Source organism: Parabacteroides sp. APC149_11_2_Y6 (assembly GCF_054506995.1).
In genome coordinates this window covers 4383651-4397987 of record NZ_CP173709.1, presented here as the reverse complement: position 1 = coordinate 4397987, position 14337 = coordinate 4383651, and the positions used below count along the sequence as shown (strand labels likewise).

At 41.4% G+C, this 14337-nt stretch carries 14 protein-coding genes; 13 read left to right on the top strand and 1 reads right to left on the bottom strand.

All coding sequences use genetic code 11. The features are described 5' to 3' along the window. The first annotated feature begins 30 nt into the window (after positions 1 to 30). The 8 genes from ACGE0T_RS18150 (at position 31) to ACGE0T_RS18115 (ending at position 6737) form a co-directional block, all read left to right on the top strand. Positions 31 to 2247 carry a patatin-like phospholipase family protein gene (locus ACGE0T_RS18150; protein WP_459187987.1) on the top strand — a complete coding sequence of 739 codons (2217 nt, stop codon included), beginning with the start codon at positions 31 to 33 and terminating at the stop codon, positions 2245 to 2247. 34 nt (positions 2248 to 2281) lie between these two features. Then, positions 2282 to 2962, top strand: coding sequence for a DUF2461 domain-containing protein (locus tag ACGE0T_RS18145; RefSeq protein WP_459187986.1), 681 nt, complete (start codon positions 2282 to 2284; stop codon positions 2960 to 2962). Between the two features lie 85 nt (positions 2963 to 3047). Continuing rightward, positions 3048 to 3398, top strand: coding sequence for a CidA/LrgA family protein (locus ACGE0T_RS18140; RefSeq protein WP_459187985.1), 351 nt, complete (start codon positions 3048 to 3050; stop codon positions 3396 to 3398). Then, the gene (locus ACGE0T_RS18135) at positions 3391 to 4089 is read left to right on the top strand and encodes an LrgB family protein (protein ID WP_459187984.1); all 699 of its coding nucleotides are present in this window, start codon (positions 3391 to 3393) and stop codon (positions 4087 to 4089) included. Before ACGE0T_RS18140 ends, ACGE0T_RS18135 begins: the two co-directional genes overlap by 8 nt. 169 nt (positions 4090 to 4258) lie before the next feature. After that, entirely contained in the window at positions 4259 to 4822 is a 564-nt protein-coding gene (gene efp, locus ACGE0T_RS18130; protein ID WP_459187983.1) for an elongation factor P, read from the top strand. Between the two features lie 83 nt (positions 4823 to 4905). Further along, positions 4906 to 5589: a RadC family protein gene (gene radC, locus ACGE0T_RS18125; RefSeq protein ID WP_459187982.1), complete on the top strand. Its 684-nt coding sequence runs from the start codon at positions 4906 to 4908 to the stop codon at positions 5587 to 5589. Between the two features lie 57 nt (positions 5590 to 5646). Next, positions 5647 to 5964: a metal-sulfur cluster assembly factor gene (locus tag ACGE0T_RS18120; protein WP_459187981.1), complete on the top strand. Its 318-nt coding sequence runs from the start codon at positions 5647 to 5649 to the stop codon at positions 5962 to 5964. After that, a complete protein-coding gene (locus ACGE0T_RS18115) occupies positions 5961 to 6737 on the top strand; it encodes a UDP-2,3-diacylglucosamine diphosphatase (protein ID WP_459187980.1) in 777 nt (258 codons plus the stop codon). Before ACGE0T_RS18120 ends, ACGE0T_RS18115 begins: the two co-directional genes overlap by 4 nt. A 4-nt stretch (positions 6738 to 6741) precedes the next feature. On the opposite strand, the gene ACGE0T_RS18110 is transcribed toward ACGE0T_RS18115, so the two are convergent. Then, positions 6742 to 8841: a sensor histidine kinase gene (locus tag ACGE0T_RS18110; RefSeq protein WP_459187979.1), complete on the bottom strand. Its 2100-nt coding sequence runs from the start codon at positions 8839 to 8841 to the stop codon at positions 6742 to 6744. Between the two features lie 525 nt (positions 8842 to 9366). On the opposite strand from ACGE0T_RS18110, the gene rpoN reads away from it, so the two are divergent. The 5 genes from rpoN (at position 9367) to ACGE0T_RS18085 (ending at position 14325) form a co-directional block, all read left to right on the top strand. Further along, positions 9367 to 10824 carry an RNA polymerase factor sigma-54 gene (gene rpoN, locus ACGE0T_RS18105; RefSeq protein ID WP_459187978.1) on the top strand — a complete coding sequence of 486 codons (1458 nt, stop codon included), beginning with the start codon at positions 9367 to 9369 and terminating at the stop codon, positions 10822 to 10824. Between the two features lie 12 nt (positions 10825 to 10836). Then, on the top strand, positions 10837 to 11457 hold the full coding sequence (locus ACGE0T_RS18100; protein ID WP_459187977.1) for a hypothetical protein: 621 nt from the start codon (positions 10837 to 10839) through the stop codon (positions 11455 to 11457). Between the two features lie 16 nt (positions 11458 to 11473). Further along, the gene (gcvH, locus tag ACGE0T_RS18095; protein WP_459187976.1) at positions 11474 to 11854 is read left to right on the top strand and encodes a glycine cleavage system protein GcvH; all 381 of its coding nucleotides are present in this window, start codon (positions 11474 to 11476) and stop codon (positions 11852 to 11854) included. A gap of 29 nt (positions 11855 to 11883) precedes the next feature. Next, on the top strand, positions 11884 to 12390 hold the full coding sequence (gene purE, locus ACGE0T_RS18090; RefSeq protein WP_293733066.1) for a 5-(carboxyamino)imidazole ribonucleotide mutase: 507 nt from the start codon (positions 11884 to 11886) through the stop codon (positions 12388 to 12390). Between the two features lie 99 nt (positions 12391 to 12489). Further along, positions 12490 to 14325: a 4-hydroxy-3-methylbut-2-en-1-yl diphosphate synthase gene (locus ACGE0T_RS18085; RefSeq protein ID WP_459187975.1), complete on the top strand. Its 1836-nt coding sequence runs from the start codon at positions 12490 to 12492 to the stop codon at positions 14323 to 14325. Positions 14326 to 14337 lie beyond the last annotated feature (12 nt).

Genomic DNA, 14337 nt, shown 5'->3' with positions numbered 1-14337 from the left:
CCGTGTATTTTTGCTGCAAATACATGAAAGATGAAAAGGGTTCTGTGCTTTTTGTTTATGTTGATTATGTTGTATCCGTCGGTGATGACCGGACAACGTAAAAAGGTTGCTGTTGTATTGGGCGGCGGAGGTGCAAGAGGTATGGCGCATATCGGGGTGTTGAAAGTATTGGAGGAAGCTGGCATTCCGATTGATATTGTAACTGGTACCAGTATTGGGTCTATTGTCGGCGGATTATATGCTATAGGGTATAGTCCGGCAGAAATCGAAAAGATGGTGGATGAGCAGGACTGGGAACTTCTATTAAGCGATCGTGTGAAACGGAATACCCAGTTTTTCCCGGAAAAAGAAAATTCGGAACGGTACATTCTTTCCTTACCGTTTGGAATATCCAAAAAAGACCGCATTATAAAGGGAGTGATAAAGGGGCAGAATTTGCAAAACCTATTTTCTAATCTGACCATCGGTTATCACGATTCCGTCGATTTTAATTCGTTTAATATTCCTTACGCCTGTGTTTCCGTTGATTTGGTAACCGGAAAAGAGTATGTATTCCATAAAGGAAGCCTTCCTGTGGCAATGCGTGCCAGTATGGCGATTCCCGCAGCCTTGAATCCTGTCCGGCTGGATAGTATGGTGCTGGTAGACGGAGGGCTGAATAATAACTATCCGGTGGATGTGGCGCTGGAAATGGGCGCGGACATCATTATTGGCGTAGATTTGACTTCGAATGATTTACATGGAGCAGATAAGCTAAATTCTCCTATAGATGTCGTTACCCAGATCGTAGCATTGTATGGCTATGATAAATATGCCCGCAATAAGGAGCGGACCGATTTACTTTTCCGTCCGGATGTGGAAGCGTACAGTTTTACCAACTTCAATAATTCCGCCCTCGATTCTCTGATGGTAAGGGGTGAACGGGAAGCACGGGGGAAATGGGACGAAATCATAGCTCTAAAGAAAAAGATAGGAATCCCGGATGATTATCAACCGGAGATGGTGCAAAAACGGAAAATGAATCGCCCGGTACAACCGTCGGATAGCTTTTATATCCGTGATATCTCTTTTGTCGGAGTCGATCCTAAAGATGAAAAATGGTTATTGCGGGTTTGCGGATTAAAACCGAATAGCTCCATTACACTTAAAAAGTTGGAGAGTGCCATGTCCATATTGATTGGAACGAATGCGTATTCGACAGTCAATTACAAGTTGACGGGAGAAAATCAGCAGGATTTGGTATTAACAATGGAACCCAAGACTTTAAGTTCGGTGAACGTTGGATTGCGTTTTGACACGGAAGAAATTATCGGTATTTTACTGAATGCCACATTTGACTTTAATAAACAGAATCACTATAAACTGGGTTTTACGGGAAGGCTCGGAGCAAAGACTTCTTTTGCCCGTCTGGATTATGCGATAGACCGTTCGCCTCTCCGCAATTTTAATCTTGCCTACCAGTTCACTTATCAGGATTTGAATATTTATAACAAGGGCAGTAAGATTTTCAATACGGCGTATAAGCATCATCTTGCCGAGTTTGGCTATTCGGATATGAACTGGTTGAGTTTCCGGTTTAAAGTGGGGTTACGGTATGAATATTTTGATTACAACACATTCCTATATGTAGGAGGGGATAACCAGAAATATCAGGTAAAGCCTGAAGGTTTTTTCAGTTATTTCGGATTAGTGCATTTTGAAACACTGGATAGGCGTTATTTCCCGACTAAAGGAGTTTCCGTACGGGCTGAATATTCCATGTACACGGATAATTTTGTGGGTTATAATGGCGGTTCCCCGTTCTCGGCAGTCAAGGCCAGTTTTATGACGGTTGTTCCGCTTACTTCCCATCTGAGTTTATTGCCGTCGATATACGGCAGGGTTTTGATAGGAAATAATCTTGCCTATCCTTACCTGAATGCGGTGGGAGGAGAAAACTTCGGGCGTTATCTTTCCCAACAACTCCCTTTTGCGGGTATAAGCCATGTGGAAATATTTGATAACTCGTTGGTGATAGCCCGCCTGGAACTGCGTCAGCGCATAGCCGGGCGTAACTACATCTCTTTGGTGGGTAATTATGGGGTACACGATAATGACTTCTTCAATCTGCTCAGAGGAAAAAGTGTTTGGGGTGGAAGCCTTGGGTATGCTTATAATAGTTTGCTTGGTCCGTTGAGCGCTACTTTCAGCATGTCTAATCAGAATAAGAATTTCCAGTTCTATATGAACCTTGGATATGTTTTTTGATAAATATTTACAGGATAACAAAATAGTAACAGATATGAATACAAATGCACAAATCATACAATTCCTAAAAGAATTGAGTCAGCACAATAACCGGGAATGGTTTCAGGAAAATAAAGCTCGTTACGATGTACTTCGCAATGCTTTTATTGATGAAGTTCAGCAGTTGATTAACCGTATTGCATTGTTTGACCCGGAGATTGCCGGGCTGGAAGCGAAAGACTGCTTGTTCCGGATTTATCGTGACATCCGTTTTTCACCGAATAAGACACCCTATAAAACGCATTTTGCCGCTTATATCGCTTCTTGCGGAGGACGGGGTAGCGAACGGGGTGGATATTATATCCATTTGGAGCCGGGCAATTGCCTGCTTTCGGGTGGTGTATGGTGCCCTCCGCCTGCATTGTTGAAAAAACTCCGTCAGGATATTTATGACCATATAGAAGAGTTTGTCGGTATATTGGAAGAACCTTCTTTTAAAGCCATGTATCCGGTGATGGAAGGAGAGGTGCTAAAGCGAATGCCGGTAGGATATCCTTCTGATTTTAAATATGGGGAAATTCTTCGTCATAAAGACTTTAGCGTGGCATCTTATAAACCGGACGAATTTTTCTCTGCTCCGGATTGGCTGGACCAGTCGGTTGCTTGTTTTGAGAAATTGCAGCCGTTCAACCGTTTCTTAAATTATACGGTGGATGAGTATTTAGGGCGCATCTAGATATTTTTCGATTATTTAAATATGTTGTAGAGCATGTTTTCTGCGTATACACTATCTTTGTGCGTCTTTAAACGCAGAAAGAAACATGTTGAAGCAAGTATTTTATATTCTCTTCTTTTATTTTACGGGAGAGTTTATCAGTTATTTTATCAATGGATTTATTCCGGGTAGTGTGATAGGAATGGTCCTTTTATTTTTGTCACTGGCTTTCAAATTAGTAAAACCTGAAAATGTGAAAAAATTATCGACACTTCTTACGGATAATATGGGATTATTCTTTTTGCCGGCCGGTGTGGGATTGATGAACTCTCTCGGATTTATATCCACTTATTGGGTAATTATTGTGACGGTATCGGTTATCAGTACGATTCTGGTGATAGCCAGCGTAGCTCTTGTCCAGCAGAAAATGGGAAAGGAGGGACATCGGCATGCATGAATTAGTTCAGACTGAAGTATTCTCCCTGACATTGGTTATCGGTGTGTATCTGGCGGCATTGGCTTTATATAAGAAAACGCACATTAGCTTGCTACATCCCCTGATTACTTCCATTCTTGTTATTATCCTGATTTTAAACTTGCTGGGTGTTCAATATGAATCGTTCCAGAAGGGTAGCCATCTGATTAACTTTTTGTTGGGGCCGTCGGTCGTTGCTTTGGGATATGTATTGTTTGAACAGATACAATATCTGAAAGGAAATGTAGTGTCTATCCTTACCGCCGTATTTGTTGGAGCTATAGTCGGAATCGTCAGCGTTATTCTAATCGGGAAATGGATGGGGGCGGATCAAACTCTGATTGCCACTTTACAGCCTAAATCCGTAACTACCCCGATAGCAATGGGAATTTCTGAAAAAGCGGGCGGAATACCTTCTCTTACTGCTGTGGTAGTTGTAGTTGTCGGTATTTTCGGTAGTATTGTAGGTCCCCTTGTCATGAAAGTGTTAGGAATAGAAAGCCGTATTGCAAAAGGACTGGCTTTAGGAGCGTCTTCACATGGGGTCGGTACATCCGTGGCCATACAGATTGGGGCAGTGGAAGGTGCTTTGAGCGGGCTTGCTATTGGTCTTATGGGAATTATGACAGCAATTCTTGTCCCTATTATCAGTTTGATATTGTCTTTATTTTAAGTCGTATTTCTATAACCGCAACTTTCCTTTCTCATATTAATCTGATTTGCAACTTCTTTCAATCGAAAAAACGGGAATGTGGTTTGTTACTTTAATAAGAATGCATTACCTTTGCCGCCGGAAATCGCAGTAGACTGCTTACTAATAATCAAATATAAATAGATAAAATATGATTAATTCACAAGACATTAAAAACGGAACTTGTATCCGTCTGGATGGAAAACTTTATTTCTGCGTCGAATTTCTTCACGTAAAACCGGGTAAGGGTAATACTTTCATGCGTACGAAATTGAAAGACGTAGTTAAAGGTGGTATACTTGACCGTCGTTTTAATATCGATGAAAAGCTGGAAGACGTACGTGTTGAACGCCGTCCTTATCAATATTCATACCGCGAAGGCGAACATTATCATTTCTTGAACCAGGAAACATGGGAAGATGTTATCATCGACAAGGAACTTATTAATGGAGTAGATTTCCTGAAAGAAGAAGAGATTGTGGATGTTGTATCCGATGCTTCTACAGATACGGTTCTTTTTGCAGATGTTCCTGTTAAAGTACAGTTGAAGGTTACTTATACGGAACCGGGTGTTAAAGGTGATACAGCAACCAACACATTGAAACCGGCTACAGTGGAAACAGGTGCGGAAGTGCGTGTTCCTTTATTTATCAATGAAGGCGAAATCATTGAAGTAAATACACAGGACGGTTCTTATGTAGGACGTGTTCGCTAATTTATCTGATTTGAGATTTATATTATATCCTATATAAAGGGCAGTTCAGGCTGCCCTTTATCATTTACTGAAAACCAAAAACTATGAAAATAAAAGAATGGGCGGAAGAAGACCGTCCGCGTGAAAAAATGCTTCTAAAGGGAGTTTCTTCCCTGAGTGATGCCGAATTGATAGCCATATTGATAAATTCCGGTAATAGTACGGAAACGGCAGTTCAACTTTCCCAACGAATACTTTGTTCTGTAGATAACAATCTGAATGCTCTTGGTAAATTGTCCGTCAAAGATCTGACAGTTGGTTTTAAGGGGATAGGACAGGCGAAAGCCTTGGCCATATCAGCCGCTTTGGAATTGGGGAAACGACGTAGTATATCAGAACCGCTTCGTCGTACGGAAATCCGGACGAGCCGCGATGCTTACCGTTTGTTTCATCCAATACTCTGTGATTTGCCTTATGAGGAATTGTGGTTGGCACTGACAAGCCGTTCTTCAAAAGTGATTGGGAAGATAAAAATCAGCCAGGGAGGTACGGCTGAAACATCTGCGGATTTGCGTCTGATATTGAAAGCTGCAATTAATGAACTTGCTGCCGGTATCATTCTCTGCCACAACCATCCCTCGGGAAACATTCGTCCCAGCCGCCAGGATGATATACTGACTTCCCGTTTGACCAGTGCGGCAAAACTATTGGAAGTAAAACTGATAGACCATATCATTCTTTCCGACGGACTTTACTATAGCTATGCAGATGAAGGGCGAATTGAATGAATTGAATTTTCTCAGTTCTCAATTATTTAGTAAGTTTGCACATAAATACAGAAGAATATGAACAACGAATTTCTCCAGACAGAAGAAGCAATTGTTGCGATGCTTAAAACCGTTTATGATCCGGAAATACCGGTTAACATATACGACCTTGGGCTGATATATAATATAGAAGTAGACGACGAAAAGAATGTTACTATAGAAATGACCCTGACAGCTCCCAACTGTCCGGCAGCCGACTTTATTCTGGAAGATGTCCGAATGAAGGTCGAATCGGTACAGGACGTAAACAATGTAGAAGTGAATCTGGTGTTCGAGCCGGAGTGGGATAAGGATATGATGTCGGAAGAAGCTAAATTAGAATTAGGATTCTTATGATTTTTCCCCGGAAGAAGATATTTTTTGCCTCGGATGCCCATCTGGGAGCCCGGTTTCATAAAGACCCGTTGGCGATTGAAAAGAAATTGGTGCGCTGGCTGGACAGTATAAAGGAGGAAGCTGCCGCTATCTACTTTCTGGGGGATATGTTCGATTATTGGTATGAATATAAATATGTAGTACCTAAAGGATTTGTCCGGTTTCTGGGGAAATTGGCGGAGCTTTCCGACCTGGGGATTGAAATACATATCTTTATCGGCAACCACGATATTTGGATGTTCGATTACCTTCCTAAAGAAATCGGAGCCATTATCCATCGGGATACACTGACTGTCGATTTATTAGGCAAGCGTTTTTTCCTTGGACATGGCGATGAAGTGGATTTCCGCAGTAAAAGCTTTCGTTTAATCCGGGCTGTTTTCCGGAATAAATTTTGCCAATGGTTATATGCCGGAATCCATCCCCGTTGGACCTTCGGTTTTGCTTTGGGTTGGTCTTTAAGCAGCAGGAAGAAAGGATTGGAGAAGCATAAGGAATGCGAATCACCGGAATACCAGGGGGAAAAGAATGAATATATGGTCTGGTTTGCCAAAGACTATTTGAAGACACACCCGGATATAAATTTTTTTATTTTCGGCCATCGTCACATCATGCTGGATTTGATGTTGTCGCGAACCTCCCGCCTTATTATTGCAGGCGACTGGATGCAGCATTTTTCTTATATTGTATGGGATGGCGACACTCTGGTTATGGAACAGTTTGAAATGGAATAAGAATTTATAAGGGAAGGCTGAACCAGAAGGTCGAGCCTTTTCCTAATTGGGAAGTGACTCCTATTCTTCCGCCAAGCGTTTCTATAATCGTTTTACAGATACTAAGGCCTAATCCTGTGCCCTGTTTGAAGTGATTCAATTTAACAAAGCGGTCGAAGATCGTATCGATATTCTCCGGAGCGATGCCAATTCCCGTATCTGCAATTTTAATTATCACTGCATTTTCCTGCACCTCGTAAGAGAGAGTAATAGTGCCTTCGTTTGTGAATTTTATTGCGTTGGAAATAAGATTGGATATTACCTGTGTCACTCTTTTGGGGTCTGTCTGCAGTATGATATCCGGTAGATTATCCATATCATAAATAAGAGTTACATTTTTCTGGGTTTTGAGAGAATGTATTTTATACTGTTCGTGGCAAGTCTTCCTGAGGTATAGTTTTCCGAACGAGTAATCCAATACGCCGGCTTCTATTTTTGAGAAATCCAGAATATCCGTAATAAGGCGAAGAAGCAGGTCGCTGTTTTTATTAATAATATCGGCATATTCTTCCGCCTCTTTATTAGATGATTCTTCTACAATAATATTGGAAAATCCGATAATTGCATTGAGCGGCGTACGGATTTCATGGCTCATATTAGCTAAGAACGCGGATTTCAGTTTATCCGCTTCACGGATTTTCTGTATTTCTATTTCTGACTTTTTACTTTCGTATTCAGCTTTGATTAGTTTTTCCTCCAATAGTTTCTCTTCTGTGATATTGGTAAGATGGCATATGATTTTATCGGGAACCATGCAGCCTTTTGCTTTGTATGCCTGGGCATTTACCCGTATCCAAAAGATTTCTCCGTTGATTGCCGTTTTATTTATAAAGGTACAGTTTTCTGATTTGCCCGTAATTACCTCTGATAATCCCAAACCGTTACTTTGTAGTGTTTGAATGGACTTCAGTTGTTCGATAGGAAGCGGACTATTTTCTTTAAGAAATCTGAAGAGATTATTGTTGCATGGATGATCGTTGAGGGTGGAGTCTATATAGAATAATTTTTTCTTAAAATCATATTCGCCTACAATAGAATCTCCAGCCAGTAGTGCTGCTTTTAAAATAGTCAGGTTGTTTTTGGTTTGTTCGTCTTGGATTTGTTTTTCCGTATTATCGACGATAAGGAATAAATATCCCATAGGACCGTATTGTTCATCGTTTAGCTTGAATCCTTTTATTTGAAGGTACTTTTTGCAATTAATGAGAGTGGAAGGGTAATAGCCGGAATTGTGAATGTCTTTAAAATCATAGATTAAAGGAAAGCTAAACGACTCTTTTTCATTTATTACCCGCATAAGGGAGTCGGGAATCAAGGGGTTGTCGAATAAATTTATTCCTATAAGTTGTTCATGTGTAGTCCCGAATATTTTTTCATCTTCTTCGTTTATATCAATGAGGATACCATCTGAATCATATAATTCAACGCCAACAGGCAGGTTATTGAAAAAAAGCTGGAATTTCGTGCTTAGCTCGGAAAATAGCTTTCTGGATTTTTCCATTTTGTTTTCATTGAGCCATCTTTCTATCAGAATGGAGAAAATGTTGGCAACAAGATGCATATCGGAAACCTCGGTTCGTGTCCAGTTACGTTGTATCCGGATTGAATCGAACCCTATAAAACCGCGAACCTCGTGGTGGAATGTAAGTGGAATGATAAGCATGGACTTAAGTTGCTGTTCCAATAGAAGCGCTTTATCTATGTGGGCTTCTTCCGGCAAATCTTTAATATTACAAAGGACAATGTCTTTTCCGGTCCGGATTGTATCTATGATCCATGGAATAGTCTCATAAGTTAATTGGGTCTCGTTGTTTTTGGGAACCTCCATGTATTCACTCATTACTTCACATGGGAAATTCGCTGTTAAATAATCTTCTTCGAAAATGGCGACATATCCCCAATCGGCATTGAAAAAATTCAGAAGCAACCGCATTGCTTTTTCTATTGGATTTTTATCTTCGTTAAATAATAAAACAAGTACTTCTGACAGGACATGTCTTATTGTATGACTTTCTATCGATGTATGTGCGTTGCCGGGTTTGTATGATAATTTCTTCAATTTCATAAGTAGAATTGTGTTTTGTATACTTAGTTTTTATCCCCCTCTGGAACAGGGTAAAAATACGGCGGAAGAACTTAAAAAACAACTTTTTTCGCCGTTTTTTGCTTCCTGGGAATGATTCGTTCTTGCCGGACTGTTCCGGGCGTTTGTTTCATTTTTGAAGTTTGTCGATAAGATGGTTGCTTTTTATGGTAATAAGATATAAATTAGAAGCCATACTTCCTGGCAGTTTATCCCGATCTATTTTGTTTTCGAGGTGGTCAAAAATATGAATGACGCCCTCGAGAATATGAATGACGTCCTCAAGTATATTTTTGACCACCTCGAAAACAGATTTCTTTGTGAAGAAACTTTTCTTTCTTGCCGTACAAAAAATAAATAGTATTCCATCTTCTTATCGGTAGAAGCGGAGTTGTTTTAGAACAATTATGTTTCTAAAGTTAAGGCTGTTCGTAGTAAAAAGTTATATTTGCATGTCCGAACACTACTGCGAGGGCTATAGATTGGTTATTATTACATTTTAAGTATATGTTGAAGCAACAGTTACAACAAAAGTTACAGCAAAAACTCTCTCCTCAGCAAATCCAGCTGATACGCCTGCTGGAACTTCCGGCTATTGAGTTGGAAGAACGTGTAAAGCACGAGTTGGAGGATAATCCTGCATTGGAAGAGGGAAAAGAATTTGCAGATGACTTTGAGCGTACTGATGATGGTGTTGAAGAACAAATGCCGGGAGAAACAACCTCTGATATGGATATTTCTCTTGGTGATTATATGAGTGAAGACGATATTCCTGATTATAAACTCCGCGAAATAAGCGAAAGGGTCGAAAAAAAAGAAGATATTCCGTTTTCCGTAGGTCAATCATTGAATGAATTTCTGTTGCAGCAGCTGGGACTTCGGGATTTACCCGAAAAACAATATCAGATTGCTGAATATATTATTGGAAATATAGATGATGACGGTTATTTGCGCCGTGATTTATGTGCTATAGCCGATGACCTCGTTTTTCAGGCAGGGCAGGATGTGTCGGAAAAGGAAATAGAAGAAGTTCTTGTTATCATTCAGGATTTTGACCCGGCTGGAGTGGGGGCAAGAAACTTACAGGAATGTTTGTTATTGCAACTTGCCCGTAAGGGAAAAACACCCGATACGGATTTGTCTGTTCGTATATTGACAGACTATTTTGAGGAATTTACCCGGAAACATTACGAAAAGATATTGCGCGGACTGAATATAGATGAAGCAACACTGAAAAAAGCAATCCGCGAAATAACGGCACTCGATCCTAAACCTTGCAGTAGCTGGGGTGGTTCTATGGAAACAGCCATGAGTCAGGTTATTCCGGACTTTATAGTGGAAGCTGTTAACGGTGAACTGATTCTCAGTATGAATAGCCGGGGCGTTCCGGATATGCGTATCAACAGGGAATATGCGGAGATGTTCCAGGATTATGCCGGCAATAAGGCGAATCAGACTGCTAAAATGCGGGAGGCTGTACAATTTGTAAAGCAAAAGCTGGATTCGGCACAATGGTTTATTGATGCGATCAAACAACGTCAGGAAACATTACAACGTACAATGGAAGCGATTATCCTGTTGCAGCATGATTTTTTCCTGACTGGAGATGAAGCCTCACTGCGTCCGATGATTTTGAAAGATGTTGCGGAGCGGACCGGGTATGATATATCTACCATCTCGCGGGTGAGCAACAGTAAATATGTACAAACTAATTTCGGTATTTATCCGTTGAAATATTTCTTTTCGGAATCTATGCAAACCGATAGTGGGGAAGAAATTTCTACACGCGAGGTGAAGAAGATAATGAAAGAGCATATCGATAGTGAGGATAAACGGAAGCCCCTTACGGACGAGGAACTGGCATCTATCCTGAAAGAAAAAGGATATATTATCGCCCGCCGTACGGTCGCTAAATACCGTGAGCAGTTGGATATTCCGGTGGCAAGGCTCCGGAAAGAAATATAAAAACAAGAAGATATGAAACTTTTTTTTAATTTTATATCAGGAATATTCCACCCATTATTGATGGTGACGTATGGGGTTGCCATGCTCCTTACATTCACCTATCTGGCTATTTATCCACCCAGTGTGAAATGGCTGCTGGTAGGAGGGACGTTTCTGTCTACGGCTGTAATTCCGGGTGCATTCATCTATATGATGGTGCGAAATGGGGCGGCTGTTGATTTGGAGTTATCCGACCGTCGGGAACGGATAGTTCCTTACCTGATATTGATAACCTCGTTGATAGTCTGTGCATTTTATATGTATAAGATGATGTTGCCGTTCTGGTTTTTATCTTTGCTGATTGGAGCAAGTGTCGCATTAATCATTGCATTGGTTATTAATTTTTACTGGAAAATAAGTGCCCATATGATAGGTATCGGCGGCTTTTTCGGTGGTTTGATGGGGATAGCGCGTATCCATCTGGTAAATCCGTATTGGGTTTTTATTCTTGTACTGATAGCTGCCGGTTTGTTGGGTACTTCGCGTATCTTTTTAGGTAGACATACGCCAATGCAGGTTTATGCTGGTTTTTGTCTCGGATTTATATGTACCTTTGTAGCATCAATATTAAGTTATATCTATTTATTCATCTAATAAAAACACTAGAATTATGAATTTTCCTGCAGATTTAAAGTACACAAAAGATCACGAATGGATCCGTGTAGAAGGTAATGTTGGTTATGTTGGTATTACAGATTACGCTCAGAGCGAATTGGGTGAAATTGTATATGTAGATATCACAGCCGAAGGTGAAACTGTTGAGAAAGAAGAAGTATTCGGAACTATCGAAGCCGTGAAAACTGTTTCTGATTTGTTTATGCCGATTAGTGGCGAAGTTATCGAAGCAAATGCAGAACTGGACGACAAACCGGAATTGGTAAACGAAGATGTTTACGGAAACGGCTGGTTAATCAAAATTTCAATTTCAGACCCTGCAGAATTGGATGAACTGCTGTCTGCTGCTGAATACGAACAACTGATTGCAAAATAAATACCGGGTTCATTAATTATAAAGAAAATATGACACCTGTAGTAAGTATTATCATGGGCAGTACTTCCGACCTGCCTGTAATGGAAAAAGCAGCTAAATTGCTCGACGAGATGGAAATCCCGTTCGAAATGCATGCTTTGTCCGCACACCGTACACCTGCAGAGGTGGAAGCTTTTGCCAAGGGGGCGAAAGGACGTGGAATTAAAGTAATTATTGCTGCTGCCGGCATGGCTGCTCATTTATGTGGTGTAATTGCTTCCATGACTACTGTTCCTGTAATCGGCGTTCCTATTAATTCAACTTTGGATGGTATGGATGCTTTATTGGCAATCGTGCAGATGCCTCCGGGAATACCTGTGGCTACAGTCGGTATAAACGGTGCCCTGAATGCCGGTATCCTGGCTGTTCAGATGCTTGCAGTAGGCGACGAACAACTTCAGGACAAACTGGCTGCTTATAAGGAAGATTTGAAGAAAAAGATCGTAAAAGCCAACGAAGAACTGGCTAAAGTATCTTTTAAATACAAAACAAATTAATTGACAGTTGACAAGTGACAAGTGACAGTTGAAATACAGTTTAGATAACTGTCAACTGTCACTTGTCAACTGTCAACTGTTGCTTGTCAACTGTTAAAGATGGATTATTTTAATTACAGCCGCCGTAAATCTTCTGTTGTAAATATCGGCAACACTCCTTTAGGGGGAGACAATCCAATTCGTATACAATCCATGGCAAATGTATCCACTATGGATACGGAAGCTGCCGTACGCCAGGCAATCCGGATGATTGAAGCCGGATCTGAGTATGTGCGTTTTACCGCTCAAGGCGAACGTGAGGCCCGTAATCTGGGTGTTATCCGCAAAGAACTGGATGCCGCCGGATATACCACGCCTTTAGTCGCAGATATTCATTTTAATCCGAGAGCTGCGGATGCTGCTGCCGAAGAAGTGGAAAAAGTTCGTATCAATCCGGGTAATTATGTGGATAAGGTTAAAACATTCAGCCTTCTGGAATATACGGATGAAGAATATGCGGCAGAGTTGCAGAAGATACGCGACCGTTTTGTTCCATTCCTTAACATTTGCAAAGAACACGGAACCGCCATCCGTATTGGCGTAAACCATGGCTCATTGTCCGACCGTATTATGAGCCGTTACGGAGATACTCCGGAAGGCATGGTTGCCTCTTGTATGGAGTTTCTGCGTATATGCCGGGATGAGAATTTCCCGGATGTGGTAATTTCAATTAAAGCTTCCAATACCGTTGTTATGGTAAAAACTGTTCGTTTGCTTGTACAGACTATGGACAGGGAAGATATGCATTATCCGTTGCATTTGGGCGTGACCGAAGCTGGTGATGGAGAAGACGGTCGTATAAAAAGCGCCGTAGGTATCGGGGCGCTGCTTTCCGATGGGATAGGGGATACGATACGTGTCTCGCTGAGTGAAGACCCGGAGGCAGAGATACCTGTTGCCCGTAAATTAGTGGACTATATTTCGGAACGTGAACAGCACCGGCCGATAGAAGCTGTGCTTGCTCCCGGATACGACCCTATATCCGTAACCCGCCGTGTGAGCCGTGTGATAGAAGGCATTGGTGGTAATTTTCCGCCTGTTGTTATATCAGACCGTAGTAACGGTGATTTTGAATTTGATTATTCGTCCTTGCCGGATTATATATATATAGGTAAAGAAGATCCGGAAAATCTACCGGATAATTTCCGTTTGTTGGTGGATGCTCATTTCTGGAAAGATTTGCCGAATGCGTATCCGTATTTTATCGCTTCTGAAGTGGAAGAGATGGCGAAATATCCGAACCGGTTGAAGTTTATCCGGTTGGCTTATCCGGACCTGACGGAACGGGTGATAGATATTTTGAGTAAAGATAAAACGGTGGTTGTTATTCTGAGTACACATCATCGGAATGGAGTGGCATCGCAACGGGCTGCTTTGCATCGGTTGATGACTGCCGGATGTGATGTGCCAGTCGTATTGCATCATGACTACCGGGAAACGGATATTGAAGCCTTGCAATTGAAATCGGGAGCAGACTTCGGAACTCTTTTATTGGACGGTTTCAGCGATGGCATTATGTTGCATAATGAAGGATGCGAAGCTATGCTGGGGGATAGCTATATGTTCGGCATTCTTCAGGCTACACGTTCCCGAATCAGTAAGACCGAATATATTTCATGCCCGAGTTGTGGGCGCACTTTATACGATTTGCAAACAACGATTGCGCGTATCAAAGAGGCGACATCGCATTTGAAAGGGCTGAAGATAGGAATCATGGGCTGTATCGTAAACGGACCGGGCGAGATGGCGGATGCCGACTATGGATATGTCGGAGCCGGACGCGGTCAAATCAGCCTGTATAAAGGAAAAGAATGTAAACTGAAAAATATTCCCGAAGATGAAGCCGTGGAACGTTTGGTCTGGCTGATAAAAGAAAACGGGGACTGGACGGATTAATTGACAATTGAT